This window comes from Desulforhopalus sp., from assembly GCA_030247675.1.
In the GTDB taxonomy this organism is placed as follows: domain Bacteria; phylum Desulfobacterota; class Desulfobulbia; order Desulfobulbales; family Desulfocapsaceae; genus Desulforhopalus_A.
The window spans coordinates 346,727-366,717 of the sequence record JAOTRX010000003.1 but is presented as its reverse complement, the minus strand read 5'-3'; the positions used below and the strand labels follow the sequence as shown (position 1 = coordinate 366,717).

General features: G+C 55.3%; 16 protein-coding genes. 5 read left to right on the top strand and 11 right to left on the bottom strand.

The window, feature by feature from the left end; genetic code table 11:
- Positions 1-78: 78 nt before the first annotated feature.
- The 5 genes from OEL83_08875 to OEL83_08855 all read left to right on the top strand — a co-directional run bounded on the left by OEL83_08875 (position 79) and on the right by OEL83_08855 (position 5,982).
- Positions 79-1,005 (top strand): respiratory nitrate reductase subunit gamma, encoded by a 927-nt coding sequence (locus OEL83_08875; protein MDK9707150.1) that lies wholly within the window; start codon positions 79-81, stop codon positions 1,003-1,005.
- A 26-nt stretch (positions 1,006-1,031) separates the two neighbouring features.
- Positions 1,032-2,627 (top strand): (Fe-S)-binding protein, encoded by a 1,596-nt coding sequence (locus tag OEL83_08870; protein ID MDK9707149.1) that lies wholly within the window; start codon positions 1,032-1,034, stop codon positions 2,625-2,627.
- A gap of 358 nt (positions 2,628-2,985) precedes the next feature.
- Positions 2,986-3,357, top strand: coding sequence for a helix-turn-helix domain-containing protein (locus tag OEL83_08865; protein ID MDK9707148.1), 372 nt, complete (start codon positions 2,986-2,988; stop codon positions 3,355-3,357).
- A 467-nt stretch (positions 3,358-3,824) separates the two neighbouring features.
- On the top strand, positions 3,825-4,745 hold the full coding sequence (locus OEL83_08860) for a DUF1641 domain-containing protein (protein MDK9707147.1): 921 nt from the start codon (positions 3,825-3,827) through the stop codon (positions 4,743-4,745).
- A gap of 241 nt (positions 4,746-4,986) precedes the next feature.
- Positions 4,987-5,982 carry an NAD(P)/FAD-dependent oxidoreductase gene (locus OEL83_08855; protein MDK9707146.1) on the top strand — a complete coding sequence of 332 codons (996 nt, stop codon included), beginning with the start codon at positions 4,987-4,989 and terminating at the stop codon, positions 5,980-5,982.
- 350 nt (positions 5,983-6,332) lie between these two features.
- On the opposite strand, the gene OEL83_08850 is transcribed toward OEL83_08855, so the two are convergent.
- The 11 genes from OEL83_08850 to OEL83_08800 all read right to left on the bottom strand — a co-directional run bounded on the left by OEL83_08850 (position 6,333) and on the right by OEL83_08800 (position 19,899).
- On the bottom strand, positions 6,333-7,532 hold the full coding sequence (locus OEL83_08850; protein ID MDK9707145.1) for an ABC transporter permease: 1,200 nt from the start codon (positions 7,530-7,532) through the stop codon (positions 6,333-6,335).
- 8 nt (positions 7,533-7,540) lie between these two features.
- A complete protein-coding gene (locus OEL83_08845; GenBank protein MDK9707144.1) occupies positions 7,541-8,749 on the bottom strand; it encodes an ABC transporter permease in 1,209 nt (402 codons plus the stop codon).
- Positions 8,750-8,751: 2 nt separating this feature from the next.
- Positions 8,752-9,426 (bottom strand): ABC transporter ATP-binding protein, encoded by a 675-nt coding sequence (locus OEL83_08840; GenBank protein ID MDK9707143.1) that lies wholly within the window; start codon positions 9,424-9,426, stop codon positions 8,752-8,754.
- A gap of 10 nt (positions 9,427-9,436) precedes the next feature.
- Positions 9,437-9,859, bottom strand: coding sequence for a hypothetical protein (locus tag OEL83_08835; protein ID MDK9707142.1), 423 nt, complete (start codon positions 9,857-9,859; stop codon positions 9,437-9,439).
- A gap of 50 nt (positions 9,860-9,909) precedes the next feature.
- A complete protein-coding gene (locus tag OEL83_08830) occupies positions 9,910-10,251 on the bottom strand; it encodes a TfoX/Sxy family protein (GenBank protein ID MDK9707141.1) in 342 nt (113 codons plus the stop codon).
- A gap of 59 nt (positions 10,252-10,310) precedes the next feature.
- Positions 10,311-11,774 (bottom strand): TolC family protein, encoded by a 1,464-nt coding sequence (locus OEL83_08825; protein MDK9707140.1) that lies wholly within the window; start codon positions 11,772-11,774, stop codon positions 10,311-10,313.
- Positions 11,774-15,100, bottom strand: a complete 3,327-nt coding sequence (locus OEL83_08820; protein ID MDK9707139.1) for an efflux RND transporter permease subunit — start codon at positions 15,098-15,100, stop codon at positions 11,774-11,776. Before OEL83_08820 ends, OEL83_08825 begins: the two co-directional genes overlap by 1 nt.
- Positions 15,097-16,248: an efflux RND transporter periplasmic adaptor subunit gene (locus OEL83_08815; protein ID MDK9707138.1), complete on the bottom strand. Its 1,152-nt coding sequence runs from the start codon at positions 16,246-16,248 to the stop codon at positions 15,097-15,099. Before OEL83_08815 ends, OEL83_08820 begins: the two co-directional genes overlap by 4 nt.
- Before the next feature lie 22 nt (positions 16,249-16,270).
- Entirely contained in the window at positions 16,271-16,876 is a 606-nt protein-coding gene (locus OEL83_08810) for a TetR/AcrR family transcriptional regulator (protein ID MDK9707137.1), read from the bottom strand.
- Positions 16,877-17,027: 151 nt separating this feature from the next.
- Complete coding sequence (locus tag OEL83_08805; GenBank protein MDK9707136.1) at positions 17,028-17,957, bottom strand: nitroreductase family protein; 930 nt, start codon at positions 17,955-17,957, stop codon at positions 17,028-17,030.
- 286 nt (positions 17,958-18,243) lie between these two features.
- Positions 18,244-19,899 carry an acyltransferase gene (locus OEL83_08800; GenBank protein MDK9707135.1) on the bottom strand — a complete coding sequence of 552 codons (1,656 nt, stop codon included), beginning with the start codon at positions 19,897-19,899 and terminating at the stop codon, positions 18,244-18,246.
- Between the last annotated feature and the right edge of the window lie 92 nt (positions 19,900-19,991).

Below are 19,991 nucleotides of genomic sequence, written 5' to 3'. Positions count from 1 at the left end.
TAACCTGAGAAAAGACATTCGATCACGAGAGGTTTGTCTTGTTCTCTCTCTTAAAAATACTCAACTAGAGGAGTGCCCATGTCAACTTTTGCGTATTTGTTTTGCTATGTCGCCTTACTTGTCTTTGTTGCCTCAGTGGCAAGGAAATGCCTGTCCTTTATGAATAAACCCCTGCAAATGCGCTGGGAACTTTACCCCGTCCCTACTGAACCGGCTGAAACATTCGAGCACGGCGGCAGTTATTTGGAGCAGGTTGACTGGTGGAAAAAAGAGAGAAAACATACCTTTGTGGGAATGGCCAAATACATGGCGGAAGAAATTATCTGCATGAAGGCCTGTTATGAACACAACCGGGCAATCTGGTACCGGACCTTTCCGTTCCACTACGGACTGTATTTCGTCATGGTATTTACCGCCATCGCCTTTGTTATTGCCATTTGTCAGCTTCTTGGCATCTCTGCTGCACCCCTCCAGGCAATTAACAATATTATCGGGCCAGTGGGTCTGGCGCTCACCCTTTTTGGCGCCATCGCCTTATTGATGTTCCGCCTGTCTGATTCAGGGTTAAAAAAGTATTCGACCGCAGAACAGTATCTTACCCTCATCATCTTTATCGGTATCTCCTCAATCTGTCTGCTCACCTGGCTGACGGTCGACAAAGATTTCTCCTTACTGAACACATTTATCGCCGGCCTTATCAGTTTTAAATTTACCCCAGTGGAAAGCGGATTGATGGTTGCATCCATCGTTTCGGTGTCTTTTCTGACAGCTGTTATCCCGAACACGCAAATGGCACATCTGTTCATGAAGTACTTCCTCTACCACGACATTAGATGGGGTGACACTGCCGCAAGCGATAATCCCGGACCGGTTGACCGGTCGCTCGACATAGTTCTGAATTATCCGGTTACCTGGTCGGCCGACCATGTCGGATTAAAGCAAAACAAAAAGACATGGGTCGAAGTGGCCTTATTCAATCCTGCTGCTGAGCCTGGGAAAAAATAATTTATATTCATCTGGAGAATTCACTTATGTCGCCGCAAACCTCATTACAAATTACCGATATCAGCAAAGACACCGACCGCCTCATGACCATCAAGGTCGAGGACCTGAAACCGCTGCCGCTCGATCACGTAGCCAAGCAGCCAGGACCGATCCCCCAGGCTGTCACCGACAAATTCGTCTGCATCACCGATGACATCCAGGTTCTCCCGGTACCTGTGCCGAAAAACCGCCAGGAAGAGGAAGAACTCGTCAATAAGTTCTTGACCGGAATGCGCAAGCTCTTCACCCCGGAGGATAACTGGACCTTTCTCAACCTGCTCGAAATGAGCATGAACTACTGCGCTAAATGCAATACCTGCTCCGAGGCCTGTCACCTCTTCGAGGCAACCGGCGGCAACGAGATGTACCGCCCGAACTACCGGTCTGAGATCTTCCGGAGAATCTACCGTAAATACGTTAAGGAAGAACCCCTCGCCGCTTGGCGCTACGGTGACATTGACCTCAACTGGCGGACCGTCGCCCGGCTCGGCGAATTGTCCTATCGCTGCAACCTGTGCCGCAGATGTGCCCAGACATGTCCGGTCGGTGTTGACAACGCCTTGATAGCCCGGGAAATTCGTAAAATATTTAGCCAGGAGATGGGCATAGCACCCACCGAGGTGCACGAAAAAGGCTCCATGCTCCAACTGAAAACCGGGTCCTCCACCTCGATGACCGGTGATATCGCCAAGGACAACGTCACCTTCCTCGACGAGGACTTTTCCGAGGAGACCGGCTACACCTTCAACACCCCATGGGACGTGGAAGGCGCGGATATCCTGCTTATCCACAACGCCGGAGAGATCATGGCATGGCCCGATAACGTCGCCGCCTTCAGCCTGATCTTCGAGGCCGCCGGCCTTTCCTGGACCATGTCCAGCGAACTGGCCGGTTACGACAGCATCAACTACGGGGTGTGGTACGATGACGTGCAGTTCGCCCGGACTGCTCTGATCCATGCCCAGGTCGCGAAGAAACTCAAGGTCAAAAAGATCGTCCTCGGCGAATGCGGCCACGCCCACAAGGCGCTTACCGTTATTGCCGACCGTGTCCTGCCAGCAGACCTGCGCATCCCACGGGAAAGCTGTTTCCCTCTTCTCAGGGATATCGTTATGTCCGGGAGGCTCAAACTCGACCCTGCACGCAACAACTTCCCGGTAACCCTCCATGATCCGTGCAACTATGTTCGTCTCATGGGTATAGTCGAGCCACAGAGAGAAGTTGTCAGAAAGATAGCGCCACTCTTCAGGGAGATGACCCCGCATGGCGTCGACAACTACTGCTGCGGCGGCGGCAGCGGTTTCGCCATTATGCACCGCAACAACATCGGTGATTGGCGTAACAATATCTCCGGACGGAAGAAGCTCGAACAGATCCTCAATGCCTTTTCGGATTGCCGGGGCACGGAAACCAAGAAATATGTCTGCGCCCCGTGTTCAAACTGCAAAGGACAGATCAGGGACATGATCGAACACTACGGACTGCTGGAAAGCGAAAATCTGTGGTACTCCGGACTGGTTGAGCTCATCGTCAATGCCATGGTCGAGGTCAAGCCCGGATTTATCAAATGGGGCATGGAATAAAGCTGAGTAAAGCAGCTTGCCTGCTTAAACGAAACGTATGCCCTTGTGGTATGGCCGGCAATTCAAAAGAAGCCACCTCTGGCCAATACTATCGCATGGCTGGTTACTATCAGCCAAAGCTACATTGATGCAAAACGACAGGGCCGTAGTGGAAAACCACCGCGGCCCTGTCTCGTAAGCATCACCGGTGAAGCGCCGCAGCCCTCACACCCTGAAAGATTTCAAAGAAAGCGAGAAATTCTCCAGCATATTTCTTCTCAAATAGTGTACCATAGGCCTCATCGTGATTACCCCTTAGGGAAGGACTTTAGATCTTTTTCATAGATCTTAGATCATCAAAAGAGAGTGGGATTATATCATGACCAACGACGAATTCTATCTTGCCCGCGGCAAGCTCGGCAAGACGCAAAAGCAGCTGGCAGACCTCCTTGGCATATCACTACGGACCGTGCACAGCTACGAACAGGGCTGGCGAAACATTCCCGAACACACTGAGAAATACATCTATTTTCTTCTTATCCACCAGAAGGCGAGAAAGGAAACCCTCATTCCTTGCTGGGAAAGAAAACTCTGCGTCGAAAAGGAACATTGCCCTGCCTTTGAATTTGATAGCGGCCACATGTGCTGGTACCTGTGCGGCACGCTTTGTGAGTGCACAAAAGACTCCTGCCGCAGAACCAAGATGCACATTTGCAAGAATTGTGAAATCTTCAAATCGCTCTTGAAATAGCCGGAATAACAGCTACAACACCAAAAACGCAATACCGGAAGGCTGTTTCCTTACCCTCTCTTCACCGCAAATTATCAGCCCTCCTATCCATTCGATACATTTCCTTCCACACCAGCAGCCTGACCGAACCACCGCCTCATGCCTGTTGTGCAATATGTGCAGCCGCTTGTGCAATGACAGTCGCAAGGACACCTATTTTGTGCGCTTTTTCAACTTTTGCCACAAGCAAGCTTGACTTTCAGCTGGACACTGCTATTACTAGGTAGTATATAGATTTAGATATTTTCTACTACACGGTGACACGCTACATGGTGGCAGACGGCATTAATTTTTGGTTTTATTAGGCTTTTGCGGTATCAGCATGTCCGGGTCAACAAGGAACAGCTGACGGTTTTTCGAGGATGGCAGAGTTATTTATTCATGAAAATGAGATTGCGCAGCAATTTAATCAAAAAGAGAACTAAGCGATGGATGAAGCCCTGATTTTAAAAAAACTGGATGCCCTTTCCAATGAGATTCAGACATTGAAAGCTGATGTCGTGGCAGAGCTAAAAAAAGAAATCCTGCCGCTCTCCCTGCAAACGGGCCCTTTGGTCGCCGATTGTTTATCCGACCTCGATCAAGAAAACAGACGGGAGGATCTCGTCCACTTCATGAGGAATTTGGTGCTCAATGTTGAGACGCTAAACGCCCTCCTCTCCACGGCCAAAGGTGCCATGGAGCTGAAAAATGAGCTGGAACCGGTGGCCAAACAGGTCTACCCGAAGGTGACCGAGCTTTTCTCGGACATGGAAGGACAGTATGACCTTGAGGAAATTGCCGCCCTGCTCCGCAACACCCTGAGCAACGTCCATCACCTCAATACTGCCGTTACCATGCTCAAATCTGGCATGGAACTGAAGGATGAGATCGAACCGATTGCCAAACTGGTCCTGCCAAAAACCATTGAACTCTTTGCCGAGATGGAAGGCCAGTACAGTGTTGATGACATCACCACGCTGGTTCGCAACACCCTCAGCAACCTCCATCATTTCAACACAGCAATCACCATGCTCAAGGCAGGCATGGAACTCGTCGATGAAATTGAGCCGGTTGCCAAACTCAGCCTGCCTGGCATTATCGACCTGTTCAGCCAATTGGAAGGAACGCTAAAGGTTGCTGGTGGAGCAATGGGTGCCACCTTAAAGGGATGCACGTTCTCCGAGCAGCAGGCAGAGGCCATGTGCAATGTCATTGCGGCCATCGACCTGAGCAAGCCCAACAAGCTCGGCCCTGTTGGACTTGTAAAGAAGCTCTACGATCCGAAGATCCAAGAGACTTTGGGTATGGTTTTCACTCTTTTGGAAGCAGTTGGTGCCTTGTTACAGGCCCACAGGGACAACCGATAAGGACATGCTCCTTGCCGGAGCGGCCCAGAACGACGCTGGGTCCGCGGTTGGTCAATAGTGACATGACCAGCTTTTTTTTGAGTCGGACTAACGAGATTCGTCTTGTTTCGAATAATGGCCCTCAAGAGAACGGGTTCTTGGCGGCGATGGAAGTGTATAGTTTCAGAAGGTTATCGGTTTTACAAGATAATCTCAGAGACCAAAGTTGTAAGAATCTAATTGATAGGAGGGAGAATTCGCTATGAAAAAGCTTGTCATCCTCGGTGCCGGATGTGGCGGCACGATGATGGCCAATAAGATGAGAAAACATCTTGATCGTAATGAGTGGAACATCACGATCATCGATAAAGACAATATCCATGATTACCAGCCTGGATATCTCTTCGTTCCCTTCGGAATAAATACAGAAAAAGAAATCCGAAAAACCAAGAGAGAATTCATCAAGCCGGGAATAGATTTTGTCATCTCAGAATTGGTCAACGTAGATTGGGACAAACAGGAAGTTACCACCGCCACCAGGGGTAAATTCCAGTACGACATCCTGATCATGTCCACCGGTTGTGACGTTCGTCCGGAAGAGGTTGAGGGTCTTGCCGAGACATGGGGCAAAGATGTTTACGGCTATTACCGCTACGACCACTGCATCGACCTGAAAAAGGCCTTGGCGCAGTTCCAGGGTGGTAAACTGGTCATCAACATTGCCGAGATGCCGATCAAGTGCCCAGTGGCACCTTTGGAATTCGCCTTTCTTGCCGATTGGCATTTCCATGAGCGCGGCATCCGTGACAAGGTCGAGATTGAATTTGTTACCCCTCTGACCGGTGCGTTCACCAAGCCGGTTGCCACAGAGGTTCTCGCTGCTGCCTGCCAGCAGAAAAATATCCATATCACTCCAAACTTTGCACTCGGCGGTGTTGACGGTGAGAGGAAGGTGATCTCCTCTTATGACGGCACTGAGGTCAACTATGACATGTTGGTCTCTATACCACCGAACTTCGGCTCTCAGGTTATGATCGATTCCGGTATCTCCGACCCAATGGGGTACATTCCAGTCGACAAGCATACCCTGCAGCCCAAGGATAGGGACAATGTCTGGGTTCTCGGCGATGGCACCAACGTTCCGACCTCCAAGGCCGGTGCGGTTGCCCACTTCCAGGCAGACATCCTCGAAGAGAACATCATGGCCTTCATCAACGGGGAGGCGCAGCACGCGAGATCGGATGGGCACGCGCTCTGATTCATCGAATCAGGCTTCGGGAAAGCCTACATCATTGATTTCAACTACGACGTCGAGCCGGTTGTCGGAGATTATCCGTTCCCCTCCATTGGTCCTTTGGGACTCTTGAAGGATACGCAATTCAATCATATCTCCAAGCTCCTCTTCAAATGGGCCTACTATAACCTGCTCTTGGCGGGTACATGGCTTGGTCCCCCAGCGATGCAAACCGCTGGGAAGCGTATGAACATGATCAAGAAAAAGAAATAACCGATGATCAGGTTCCAGTAATGAAAAGCCCCGTGGTAAGTTACCACGGGGCTTTTTTTATGGGTAACGCCCAAGGGAACCCGGGCAGGGCATCGGCTGTTTTACTCCGAACGCAACGCCTCCACCGGATCGAGCCGGGCTGCCTGACGGGCAGGAATGATTCCGGCAACTATGCCGATAACCATCGACAGGATCTCGGCAAAGAAGACAAAGCTCCACGGGGTGTGCACCGGCAGAAGGGGCACAAAGGCCTGAATCAATGCGGCGAGGCAAAAACCGGCGGCCAGACCGGCGGCCCCGCCAAGCCCCGCCAAGACCGTGCCTTCCAGAAGAAAAAGCCAGAGAATATGGCCCTGCGAGGCACCGACCGCGCGCAACAGGCCGATCTCGGCGGTACGCTCTCGAACGGCGATAGTCATGATGGTAAAGATGCCGACGCTGCCGACCAAAAGGGAGATGCCGCCCAGGGCACCAACGGCGACGGTCAGCATCGACAGCACCGAACCGAGGACATCAAGCATCTGCTGCTGGGTGGTGATGGTAAAATCCTCCTGGCCATGGCGGTTGACGAGAATCCGCTTTATCGCCGCCACCACCTCCTCCGCCCGGTAGCCATCCCGGAAGAGGACATCGATTTCCATCAGCCCTTCCCGGTCGAAGAGGTCGAGGGCCCTGACCGCCGGGATATAAACTGTGTCATCCATATCAAAACCGAGAATCTGCCCCTTGTGTTCCATGACCCCGAGCACCCGGCCGGGCTGGTTGCCGATCTGCACCCGCCTGCCGATTGGGTTTTCACCCGGAAAAAGCTCATTCGCCACCTTGTCACCAAGCACCACGAAGGGCCGGGCAGTACGGGGATCGTCCGGCGGCAGGAAGCGGCCGCTGCCGACCTGCATGCGCAAGGCCTTATCCATCTCGGCACCGACACCGTAGAGGGTGATTCTTCTCGTCCGGCCCTCGGCGCTCACCTCGGCATTGCCTTGAACGAGCGGCACCACCGCTTCGGCCTCGGGCAGGCGCTTCAGGGCCTCGCTGTCCTCGATGGTCAGGAGCCGCTCCGAGCCAAGGACACCAAGCGAGGTCCCCATAGTGGTCACCTTGCCGGGGTTGATGCCGATAAGATTGGCACCGAACTGGGTGAACTCGGCGACGACAAAACGCTGCAGCCCTTCACCCATCGAGGTCAGAAGAATGACCGCGGTAATGCCGACGGCGATGCCAAGACCCGTGAGAAAGGACTGCAGGGGTTTGGCACGGATAGAGGTGGTAATAAAATGCAGCTGGTCGGTCGTCCGCATATCAGTCCTCAGCGCCTTGCCAGGGCGCGGATCGGATCGAGCCTTGCCGCCCTGCCGGCGGGCAGGAGGGAGAAGACCAGGCCGGTGCCGAGGGCTGTGGCAATGGCGGCGCCCACCGCCCAGAGAGGGGGATTCGTGGTAAGCTCCGGATAGAACTGGGCGATCCCCCATGCCCCGGCGAGACCGAGAAGAAGTCCGCAAATTCCGCCAATCATCGACAGAAGCAGCGCCTCAGTAACCAGCATCACCATGATCTGCCGACGGGTACCTCCCAAGGCCTTGCACAGGCCGATCTCAGCGGTACGCTGGGCAACCGACATGAGCATGACATTCATAATGAGAATGCCGGCGACCACCAGGCTGATGGCTGCGATGCCGGCAACGGTCAGGGTCAGCGACCGAAGGATCTTGTCAAAGGTGGCAAGGACCGAGTCCTGGGTAATAATCGTCACGTCCTTTTCGCCATAATGCCGTTTGGCAATGGTGTCGGCGATATGGGTCTTCAGCTTGTCAAGGGACTGCTGGTCTTTGCCCTCGACAAGAATGCGGAAAAGACCGCTGGAATTAAAAAGCATCTGGGCAAAGGCCACCGGCACCACCACCAGCTCCTGGGTGTCAAAACCCAGCGATCGCCCTTCCGAAGAGAGGATGCCGATGACCCGGCAGCGATAACCGCCCAGGCGCATCAATTCCCCGAGCGCTGCGTCCCGGCCGAACAGCTCCTGGTATACCTTGGAGCCGAGAACGCAGACCGGCCTGGCAATGTCCCAATCCTCGTCAGGCAGAAATGAACCGCGCTCCAATTTCAGGTGGTGTATCTCCATAAAAGAGGTCGTCGAACCGAGTACCGGCACCTGCCGTTCCAGTCCGAGGCGTACGGCACTCAGTTCACCGATATTGAGGGGGGCGGCGCGGCTTACCAGCTCGCTGCGCATCACCGCCATGGTGTCTTCAAGGGTTAGGTCGCGGGGGGTCTCGCCGACCAGAGTCGCCGGGGCATTGCTGGCGGTTTCCGCCCGGCCGGGGATGACAATGACCAGATTGGTACCTAAGGCGGCGAATTTATCGACAATATACAGTCTTGCGCCGTTGCCGATACCGGTAAGGAGCACCACCGCCGCAACACCGATGCTCATGGCCAGGAGCATCAGGGCGGTGCGCACCCGGTTGCTGCCAAGACTGGCCAGGCCGAAGTTTATGGTGTCGAGGGGGCGCACCGTCAGCCCCCGGTGTCGGCGGCCAATCGACCATCCACGACTCGCACCCGCCGCCTTGCCCGTTCGCCTATTTCCGGGTCGTGGGTGACGATCACCAGGGTCTGCCCGCCGCGATTGAGTTCTTCGAGCAACTCGATTATCTCCGCCCCGGAGCTGCGATCAAGGTTGCCGGTAGGTTCGTCGGCGAGGAGCACCGCCGGCTGGTTAATAACCGCCCGGGCAATTGCCACCCGCTGCCGCTGGCCGCCCGATAGCTCGTCCGGACGGTGATGGCTCCTCCCGCCAAGACCAAAACTGTCGATAAGGGCGGCACTGCGCAGGTGGCGCTGGCGGGCGGGGACCCCCGCCAGCATCAATGGCAGTTCAATGTTCTGGACGGCGGTCAATCTCGGGATGAGGTGGAAAAACTGGAAGATAAAGCCGATCTTCCGGCTGCGCGTCGCCGCCAGCTGGTCGTCGCCAAGACTGGTGACATCGCGGCCGTCGAGGCGATAGGTGCCGCTGTTCGGGGTATCGAGCAGTCCGATGATGTTGAGCAGGGTCGATTTTCCCGACCCGGACGGCCCCATGATCGACAGGTACTCGCCGGCGCCAATGGTCAGCGACACATGGTCCATGGCCCGCACCTCCTGCCCGCCAACGGTAAAGGTCCTGCAGATATCAACGAGTTCGATCATTGCCTTGCCTTCATTGCTCTTCCACCCGCAGTTCCAGGACGATTCTGCCCCAGCCGCCGCATTCCAGGCCGACATCGAAGCAGCCGGCACGTTTAAAGCGGATCTGGTTGGGGTCCATGCCGGCGAAGAGCATTTCATTGGCGGTAAAGACCATCATCAATGCCGCATTAAGGGAGTAGCCGCAGACCTTTTTCGGGCAGCGTTCGGTGAGGAGATTGCCGAGGGCGTCGAAATAAAAACGATCGCCGACCTTGTGCTTGCTGTTGCAGCCGTGCGAGGCAACCACTTCGAGAATGATCAGTTTGTTCATGACCCTCGAACTGTCGGCAAGGACCTCGCCGTTGCGCGGATCATCCTTGAACCGCGCCATCTCTTCATCGCTGTAACGTAAATGGCGCTGGACCATCTTCCACTTCCTGTCGTCTATCTGCATTCTTCCCGCCCCCTGGTGATGGATTTTTACGGCATGGTTATAGTCGCCCCTTATGCCTTGCCTTTTGAGCTCTTTTTCTTTTTCGGCGGGCTGGGCACCACCTCGGCGGCGGTGATGCGGACGAGTTCGGCCAGCCATGCGGGGTCTTCCAGCTGTTCTTCGATCAGCAGATACTCCTTGGCCCCGGGATACGGTGGGGCCTTGGCGATAGCGCCGGCAAAGGCGAGGCCACCTGCGGTCGGTTTGATAAAGAGGCGGTTGTCGCACACCAGGGCGACGATCTTGCCATCGCAATACACGCCGTACTCGCCGAACATTTTTTTGCACGTGATTTGCCCTGCTTCCGCCATCTGTTCAAGGGCAAAATCAACGAAGCTTTTATCCGAGGCCAATGGTCTTCCTCCTTATCCCGACTTTCAGTTTGGACCGGCGATGCGGCGGCAGGTCTCCATCATAGATTTGCCCCCGTTGTCACCTGCCCCTGGATACGGTCGAGCTCAGCCAGAGCCTGGGCATAGCCGACTTCGCTTTGCTTTTCCTGACTGAGGGCCTTGGCATATGCCTCCTGGGCGGTCAGGACGTCAAAGGTGGTGGCCCGTCCGACAGCGAATTTCTCCTGTTCGGCCTCAAGGCGCTTGCTGGAGGCAAGGGAGGTCTTTTTCGTTGCCTCCATGGTCTTCTGCGCCAGTTGCACGTCGCGAACCGTCGTCCGGACGCTTTGCTGGATCTGCAGACGGAGGAGCTCGGCCGAGTTCTTCGCCTTGTTGTGAGCGGCACTGGCCTGGCGATGCAGACCTTTGGCACCGCTATTCTGCAGGGGCATGGAAAAAGCGAGGCCTGCCTGCCACTGGGTCTTTGGGTTGTCGACCGCATCATCCATAGAGTCGCCGTAGCCGTCATCCGTGCCACCCTGGCCGACCAAACCAACCAGGGCAAGAGAGGGCCTGGTGTTATCAAGGGCCACTTCCTCTTGGATTCTCGCCGCATCGATGGCCAGTTGCGCCGCCTGCAGATCGGGTCTGCTGCGCAAGGCGTTCTCCAGAACCGCCTGCGGGTCAGGTTCCACCCCGGCGGTCGGCGGCAGGTCGGCCGGGATAAAGGGCAGATGCCAATCGCGGCTGTTGACCAAGAGCTTCAACTCATCCTCATACAGGCCAATGGCCCGGTCGGCAGAGATAAGGCTTTCCTCGCGGCGGGCGACCTCCGATTGCGGCTGGTAGATGTCGACCGGTGCCAGCTTACCGGCGCGAATCTTCTCCTCGGTCTCTGCGAGAAGCCTTTGCCCAAGGGCAAGCGACAACTCCTTGACCGACTTGTCCTGCCAGGCATACACCAGGTTCCAATAGGCGTTCTTTACCTTTGCCGCAAGATTGGCGGCCTCGGCGCTTACCATAAAGGTGGCGGCGGCGAGATTCTTTTCCGAGGCGCGCATGGCGGCGGTCTGCCGATCGGTGCCGAAGCCCTGGAGAAGGGGTTGGCGCAACCCGAGGGTCAGGCCGGTGTTGTAGACCGGATCGAAAATGGTTGTCTCCGGTGTACTGGAAAAGCGGCTGTTGGTCCAGTTGAGGCTGACCTCGGTGCCGGTGGTCAGCTTCTTCTGCAGGCCCATTGCCCACTGGGCGGTTTTATCTTCCTCCGACTCACCAGGGATGAGCGGGGTCTTTTCCTGACTTTCAGCACCACCCTCCCCCTTGGCGACAACATCAAATTCGCCCTCGGCGGCCTCTTTTGCCCCTTCTGCCGAGCTCACATCGTCTTTTTGCAGCTGCAACCCGATATTATTGGCAAGAGCCAACTGTACCGCCTCGGCCAGGGTCAGCTTGGTACCACCTGCCGCCTGCGCCGCAGCCAGACACGCACTCGGAACTGCAAACACCAGCACCAGCGCAATAAAAAGATATCTGAATAGTAGCATTATTTTTCTTCTCCTGGTCGCGGCTCACCGGCCAATAGCGCATAGGGCCGCCAGTACAGTTCCTTTATCCGCTTTGCTGCCGCCTGCCGCTTCTCGACAAAACGGGCAGAGATATAATAGAGGGTGGGGACGACGATAAGGGTTAAAAAGGTGGCAACGAACAGGCCGAAGATAACCACATTGGCCATCGACTTCCACCATAGGCTCGATTCGCTCACCCAGGCCATGGACCAGGTATGAAAATCGTAGGAAACCCCGGTTACCATGGGAATAAGACCGAGAATAGTGGTAATGGCGGTGAGCAGCACCGGCCGCAGCCGGGTGACTCCGGCAAAGACCACCGCATCGCTGAGGGCATAGCCCCGCTCCCGAAGTTTATTGATGTAGTCAAGAAGAACGATGGCGTTATTGACCACGACTCCGGCCAGAGAAATGACCCCGACCCCGGACATGATAATGCCAAAGGGCGCGCGAAACACCACAAGGCCGAGGAAGGCCCCGCCAAGGGAGAGGATGACCGAGGTCATGATGATAAAAGGCTGGCTCACCGAGTTGAACATCGCCACCAGGGTCAGGAAGATAAGAAGCAGGGCGACCAAAAAGGCCTTGCCGAGAAAGTCCTCCGACTCCTTCTGCTCATCCTGCTCACCGGTGAATTTCATATTGTAGCCGGCCGGCAGGTTGACCTGGTCGATGAACTTTGTCGCCTCTTCCCGCACCACCGGGCCGGTGGTCTTGGTTTCTTCGATATTGGCCTTGACCGTCACCACCCGCTGGTTATTGATGCGGTTGATGTCGCCGATCGAACCGGCAAAGGTGATCTTAGCGACCGTCGTCAGCGGCACCGTTTCACCGGAGGGCGTGGGCAGCAGCAGTTCATGGAGAACATCGACGACCCTGCGGTCAGCCTCCTTCAGCTGCAGGGTGATATCATAATCATCGTTGCCCTGGCGAAAGGAGGAAACGTTCAGTCCGTTATAGGCGGTCTTCAGGGCGAAGCCGATCATGTCGGTGGTCAGCCCAAAAAGCGCCGCCTTCTGTCGGTCAACGTTGACCTGCACCGAGGGGATGCCCTCGACAAAATCATCGCGAACATCCTCGACAAAGGGGATCTGGCTGAGGACATCCTTGACCTGTTTGGCTATCTTACCGAGGACCTCAAAGTCCGGGCCGGAGATTTCCAGGTTGATCGGGGCACCGGTCGGCGGCCCCTCTTCCTCCTTGGCAATGGTGATCTTGCCGCCGGGGATATCGCGGACCCGCTCGCGGATAGTGTTGACGGTAGTGTATGACGACTCGCCGCGTTCTTCCAGATCAATAAAGCGCACGCCCACATGATTGGGCGAATTGGCGCTGAAGGCCGAGCCGCCGGCGGCGCTGACGACCCCCTGCATGTAGACGTCCTTGACGTTTTTCAGGTCACTTGGACCATGGTATGTTTCGCCATTCGGTTTGGTGTATTCCTTGGGGGCCAGGGCCTGAAGCGAGGTCAGTTGCTGCCCGCCTTCTTTTCCTGTACCTTCGCCATGGCCGGAAATGGCCAGTTCGATACGCCGGATGATCCGGTCGATATAGTCAAGGTCGGCCCCCTCCGGGGTATCGATATTGACGTAGAAACCCTTGGGATCAATATCGGGGAAGAATTCCACCGGTTTTTCCAGACCGATGACCAGGAACCAGACCTCCACCATGAGGATCAGACCGGTAAAGCTGAGGGCGAGGACGGTGAAGGGTTTCCTCAGGGCCCCGGTCAGGGTCCTGCTGTACAGGGTCAGCCAGAAGCCCTTGATTGCCGCCGGTTTGTCAACCGCCGCCGAGATCTCTTCGATGGTCATGCCGCTGTGCTCCGGCCGGCCCTTGATCTTCATAAACAGCGACCCCATGGCCGGATTGATGATCAGGGCGACAAAGAGGCTGGCGGTCAGGGTGACGATCAGGGTGATCGGCAGAAAACGCATGAATTCGCCCATGATTCCCGGCCAGTAGAGCATGGGAAAGAATGCCGCGACGGTGGTCACCGTCGAACCAATGACCGGCCAGGCAACCTCGCTCGTCGCCCGCATCGCTGCCTGCACCCGGCTTGCCCCCTGCTGCATGAAGCGGTAGGTGTTTTCGATAATAACAATGGCATTATCGACGAGCATGCCAAGGGCCAGGGTCAGGCTGAAAAGCACCACCATGTTCAGGGTGATCCCCAGGGCATAGAGGACAATAAAACTGATGAACATCGAAAAGGGGATGGATAGACTGACCAAAACGGCGTTGCGAAAACCCATCGACAGGAAGATGACGAGGAGCACCAGGACCAGGCCGGAGTAGATATTATTTTCCAGGTCGGCGATCATCACCTCGATATCCCTGGATTTATCAAGGACCTTGGTGATCTTGGTGCCGCTCGGCCACTTCCGTTGCTCCTTGTCGAGGATCTTGTCGACCTGCTTGCTGATGGTGATAATGTTTTCCCCTGCCCGTTTCTTGATCGCCAGATTGACCGAATCCCGGCCGTTCAAGCGGGAGATGCTGGTCTCCTCCTTGAAGCCGTCGATAACCTCGGCGACATCCTTCAGGTACACCGGCTGGCCTTTATGGGTGCCGATGACCAGGCCGTAGATCTCCTCCGGGGTCTTGAATTCACCGGGCACCCGCAGCTGAAAGCGGCCCTGACCAAGACGGATGGCCCCGCCCGAGGTATTGGTGTTTTCGCTTTTCACGGCGTTCTGTAGGCTGCTGATGGTCAGACCGTAGTAGGAAAGTTTTTCCGGAATGACCTCAACCCGTATCTCCCGAGTCAGGCCGCCGTTGATCTCTACCTCCATGACCCCGGTAATAGCCTCAATCTCGTCCTGCAGATCATCGGCAACCTCCTTCAGGCAGGATAGACCGCAGGTACCGGACAGGGACAGAACGATGATCGGCATCTGCGACAGGTTGACCTCAAAGACCGAGGGGTCATCCTCAAGGTCATTGGGGAGATCACCCTTCGCCTCGTCGACCTTGTCCTTGACGTCCTGCAAGGCCTTGTCGATATCAATGCCGGTGACGAACTCGACGTTGATCATCGACTTGCCCTCGGCGCTGATTGAGGAGATCTTCTTCAGGCCCTCAAGTCCCTTCAGCTTCTTCTCGATCTCAACGGTTATCGCCGTCTCGATGTCGGTAGGCGATACACCTTTGTACTCAGTCGAGATAAAGACATTGGGAATAGTGATGTCCGGCTCGCTCTCGCGCGGCAAGGCCTGATAGCAGTAGATGCCGAAGATGATCAGCAGCACCGACAGGACAAAAACGGTGGTGCTGTTTTTAACGGCGGTATCGGAAACGATCATAGTGTCAGTTCCTTTATATCGGCAGCGGCCTTGACCACCTTCACCTTCTGCTGGTCCTCGACGTCGCGGTGGCCTTCGACAAGGAGTTTTTCACCAGCCTGCAGCCCTTCAACGACCTGCACCATCCATTTTTCCATGATGCCGAGACGGACGTTTTTCTTTTTCACCGTTCCGTCTTCCTCAACATATACGTATTGTTCTTTGTTCCTGGAGATGACGCTGTAAAAGGGGATGACGAGAGCATCCGGCACGGTTCTCTTCACCACGTCGGCACGAAAAAACATCCCCGGCAGGATCTCCCCGGCGCTGTTGTCGATGGCCAGTTCAAGACGAAACAGCCGGGCTACGGTGTCGGGCGAGGATGACAGGAAGTGGACCTTGCCGGAAACGATACGGTCGCCGAGGGCCTGGAGGCTAATATCGATGGCGTCGATGCCGCGCACCGCCGTTACCTCCGATTCCGGGATCCCGACCACCGCCTTCAGCCGGTCGATTTCGAGGATCTCGGCAATCGGATCACCCACCGCCAAATGCAGACCGACCTTGGCATCCAGCTTGCGCACCACGCCCTGCATCGGCGCGGTCACCATGCAGCGGGCCAGCTGCAGCTGGGCATTTTCATAGTCGGCCCGGGCGGTGTCCATCCTGGTTTTATTGGTGTCAAGCTCGGCAGTAGGAATGACCCCCTTGGCATAAATGGCCTTATCCCTCTCGTATTCGGCCTTCGCCAATTGGTAGGCGGCCTTGGCCCGGTCGACGGCTATGCTGTAGTCCTCATCGTCAATCCGCAGAAGAACGTCGCCTTTTTTCACCTTCTGCCCCTCACGGACGTGGATCTCGGCAATCGTCCCACTTATTTTCGCCAGCAGCGACAGGGTGGTCCACGGCTCAATGTTGCCGGGCAGGTTGATCCGGTCATGGATGATCCCCGGCTGCAGGGCAAGGGTCACCGCGTTGATCGGTGGACGCTCTTGCTTCAGGGCATCAGCCTTGGAGGTTGCAATCGCCGCAGTCTCCTTTTTGATCATGCCGGCAAGAAGAATGACCAGAACGATCAGGGCGAGGAGGGTGAATCGCGGCAGGTTGTTCCAGACAAAGTAGACGATTTTTGCCCGGGCCGTGCGCGGGGCGGCATTCTGGTGGTTCATGGAATATACCTTTTAAAAGATGTTAAGACCGAGGCTGCAGACCTTCCATCGCTTGACGGAAGAGGGCTTCGAGGGCCTGTTCTGCCTCGTCGGTCTGTACCCTGCCGCTGCACCAGGCGGACACTAGCAGCAGATACAGCCCATAAAAATGTCCGGTAATATAGAGGAGGTCCAGGTCCTTACGCAGTTCGCCGCGTTCTTGGGCTTTTTCCAAGAGCGGGAAAAGCAGTTTAAAATAATCGTTTTCGTGTTCGAGGTGCTTGTCGAGATCGACGCCGCGGGGGAAGGCGGTCTCCCGCATGAACAGGCGGGCAAATTCACGGTTCTCGGTTATGTGCCGGAATTCCGACATATAGATGCTCACCATCTGCTGCAAAAATGGAATTTCCCGGTCGGCGCTGCTGGTCAGTTCCTGATGCAGACATTCCAGCTCGTCCTCGCAGAAGGCATGGAGGATGTCCATCTTGGTCTGGAAGTAGCCGTAAATGGTGCCCTTGCCAATGCCCGCTGCCTTTGCCAGTTCTTCAATACTGGTTTTATCGAAACCCTTTTCACTAAAGAGGGTCATCGCTGCCCGCATGATTGCCTTGCGGGTTTGCTGTTTTTTTGTTTCTCGTACGCCTGCCATGGTGTCCTTATGGGAATGAAAGTTGACTGCAGTCGGAAATATAACCGCAACCCAAAAATCGTCAAGGGAAAATATCGACCGCGGTCATTTTTTAATAGAATTGCCAGTCAATCTATGTATTTTTCTTGAATTGCACGACGATCGGCTTCGCTCATGGCCCCGTATATCTATCGATGGCCGCAAGACTGCGGCGTATGCCTCTCTGATACACCACGCGGGGGTAGCCCATGATAACAATCAGCCCTTCCCGGCTGGGATAGCGGATCCCCTGTTCCTCCCGGAAGCGCCGGGCTGCCCGGCCATTCTGAATGAGCGGGTGGAAGCCTCCAAGCATGCAGGTGCCTAGTCCCAGCGACTCGGCGGCAAGCATGGCATAGGAGGCGGCAACGATGGGATCGGCCGGATCGCTGAAAGGCGATCCATAAAAATACAGGGCAACCGGGGCATCGTAGGTGACGAGGTCCTCGCCGCGGGCCATTGCCCCGGTATAGGAATAGATAAGCGGCCGGACGAAATCGCGAAACAGGGTATCATTGGCCTTGCCCCAGAAGGGCCGCATCAGGGCGAGAAACCATCCCGAAACCAGCCACTTCAAGCCTTCCAGATAGGTGCAGAAGTCTTGCGAAAACCTGCGGACCTTTGCCTTGGTGTCAAGCACCAGGACATGGACATCCGAGGGCGGCAAGCCCATAGGGGCGGTGCGAACCGCCTCCAGCACCTGGTCGATCACCTCCCCTTCTACGACCTTGTCCTTAAATTCGCGAATAGACCGGCGGCGCTGTAGAAGTCTCAGAAATCCTTGGTAATCGGCTGCCTCGCCGCGGGCCGGCAGTGGGGTGAGATCGTCCGCCGAGAGGCAGCGGCCATCCACCATAATCGCCTCCTGCGGGCAGATCGCCATGCAGTGACCACAGGCGATACAACCAAAAATAGAGGTATCAGACACCTGCTGCGCCTTGCCATCAACCAATCGGATACCAAAATCCTTGCAAACCTGGACACACAGACCGCAGCCGTTGCAGCGCTCCTGGAAAAAATGCAGAGTTGCCGCCTCATGGGTTCTGGAAGTGGGAATGGCCATCGGTCGTTCTCCTGTTGGCTGAATGATAGGTGGGCAAGGCCTGCCTGCCACTGCGCCATCGCGTTCTTTTCGCAAGGCCGGAAGGAGGCAATGGCTTCTCTTTGGAAGCCAGAAACACTATACCTGGCCAGGCGCCGAGTGACTGTCAGCTTTTTGTATCAATTTGTATCGAAATGTTGCGCCTGCCATGGAAGGAATTTCACAAATAAAAACGGGCACCAACAAAAGTTTGTGCCCGTCTTTTCCGCCATTGAGTTACCAAACAACAGCATGTGTGTGGAGAATATTATCTGCCATTCTTGCCGAAGATAAAGGGTCGCTCAATGAGGGTGTAGGTCACGGTACTGACCACAAAGGTCAGGAGGAGTGCCGCGACGAAGGCCCCGATACCGGCAAGCCTTCCCTGGAGATATTCCTGCGACACCTGTTTGACGACCTTCATAAGAATCGGATGGAGCAAATAAAAACTGTAGCTCACCACCCCAAGGAGGCGGAGAGGCAATATCTGGAGAATTCTTGCCGCGCAAGAACGCTCAGACATGACCAGACAAAAAACCAGGAGGGCAACCAGATAGTTGTAGCCGCCAAACAACACCCAGTCTCCCGCGTATTTTTTGCCGAAATGCGGAAAGGGCTGAAATTGATGCACCAGAAAGACCGCGACAAAGAGCGCAAGGGTCAAGAGATGATTATCACAGAGTTTTTTAAGCAATACCGACTCGCGTATCGACGGCGTATGGTACATATAACAGGTCAGCATGCCACCGAGGAAAAGCCCGGCATAGAGGGGCATTGAATGGCCCATGCCGTAAACGTGGTAGGTCGACAAGTATCCGTAATTAAATCCAAGGCTTAAGAACAGCAGGAACACGATTATCCGCCATTTGACATCCCGAAAGACGAGATGATTGACCAGCATGACCAACGGCAACAGCAAATAGAAGTGCATCTCCTGCAGCACCGTCCAGTAAATGGTATTCCCTTGCAGAAAGAGGGCGGAACGGATGGCGTCCTCAAGCCGGGCATTAAAGACATAGACCACCAGAATCATGGCGTAAAACATCGGGACGATACGCCGAACCCGGCGCAGAAAATAATTCCGCACATACGAAATGCTGAGGATCCGCGAACCGTCCTTTGCAAAGGGTATGGTGAGAAGAAAACCACTGAGACAAAAAAACATCACCACTCCGGCCATGCCGATGCCATCGCAGCCCGGCACACCGGTATGATCAAGCAGGACAAGGAGGGCCGCAAGTCCACGCAACCCATCGAGAGCCCGATAGCTGGCCCCCGATGATGATTTTTTTTCCTGCAGATCCCGCCAGAACTGAAACTCCGAAAACCTTATCCGGCTGGCGACGAAAAAGGTCAGGATGGCAAAGACCAGCGGCACGCCAAAACGAAAGGCGGGATTGTCGACGGCAATGGCCTGCCCGAAGATGCAATGCGGGTCGTCTGTTTGACTGGCTATCTCAAGGTGATCGGTTTTTTTGGTGACTACGGTACCCGGCCCGGCCTTGACCTCGATGTCGGGATCATGCGGCTTTACCTTGACCGGGGCGCCAAAATAGCTGAAAAGCGTTATGGCATAGACCTTGTAGATCCCCGGGCTCCGCCCGGGATCAAAACGCAGTTTTTTAATGGTCCGGTTCTCCATATAAAGCTGGAAGGTCGTCCGCCGTCCACCCGTGTAGCCCACCGCCGGTGTGGCGTGATTCTCATCGAAGGTTTCATTGGTGACGCTCCTTGAGAAATAGGCCTTGGCCTGGGTCGAGACCGGACCTTCCATGTCGACGATCATCCTGGCAAAGGACGAGATTACCAGGTGATCGACGATGACGTAGACGACGGCAAAGGCCAGAATGGCAAGGGCGCTGGAAAGCAGCTTATTCCCGAAACCACCGGTATCCGCAGGTTTATGGGGATCAACAGTTTGCAAAACTATTCCTCAGGTAAATATTTACTCTGACGCCAGGACATTTGCCGCCGTTCAGGGACAAAGCCCCTCGGAATGAGGGGCGGCCGCGACAT